At 51.7% G+C, this 659-nt stretch carries 1 protein-coding gene; it reads left to right on the top strand.

Features of this window, described 5'->3' with window-relative positions; translation table 11 throughout:
* On the top strand, nucleotides 1–659 hold a 659-nt coding region (locus PsW64_RS28030; RefSeq protein WP_208980977.1), incomplete at both ends, for a DUF5801 repeats-in-toxin domain-containing protein.

Raw genomic sequence — 659 nt, 5'->3', positions numbered from 1 at the left:
CCGGACACCGGATCTTCTGATGAACATGTCTCGCTTGATGGCAAGGTGAGTGCAATCCTGACTGTCACCGATGAAGATGGCGATGCGGTTTCAACTGAGATCTCTGTCGGCAATCTTCTGACGTTTGATGATGATGGACCACGTGTGACTAATCAGCAGCAGGATGTGACTGTTGATGAGGACGACATCGACACGATCCTGTCAACGGGTACGAGCCCTGATGACTTAGGTGGTACAGGTAATAGCAACTGGATTCAGTTCTTGAGTGGCACTGCGATCAAGACAGGAAGTCTTCAGGGCACTGTAGATTTTGGTGCTGATGGGGATGCTGGCGCCGACTCGTTCACTTTTGTTGGAGACGCGGCGCAGCAACTGACAGATCTTGGCTTGTCTTCTGATGGGGATGCGGTTCAGTTCCAGCATGCACAAGTAGGCACAAATCTGACATTGATGATTGGTGTTGCAGGTGGCCGCCCGGTCATCGGCTTGCTTCTGAACAATGAGACCGGTGCATTTGAAGTGTTGCAAGCTGATCAGCTGGACCATGTGACCGGTAATGGTGAGAACACTGCCCTTCAGCTTCTCAATGGTGATGAGCTTGCTGCCATCGACTTTGGTTCTGTGATTATTGCGACAGATGGGGACGGGGACACCGTTGC

Source organism: Pseudovibrio sp. W64 (assembly GCF_001623145.1).
Classification (GTDB): Bacteria; Pseudomonadota; Alphaproteobacteria; order Rhizobiales; family Stappiaceae; genus Pseudovibrio.
Note: the sequence above shows the minus strand (reverse complement) of the source record. Positions and strands in the feature narration are given on the sequence as shown.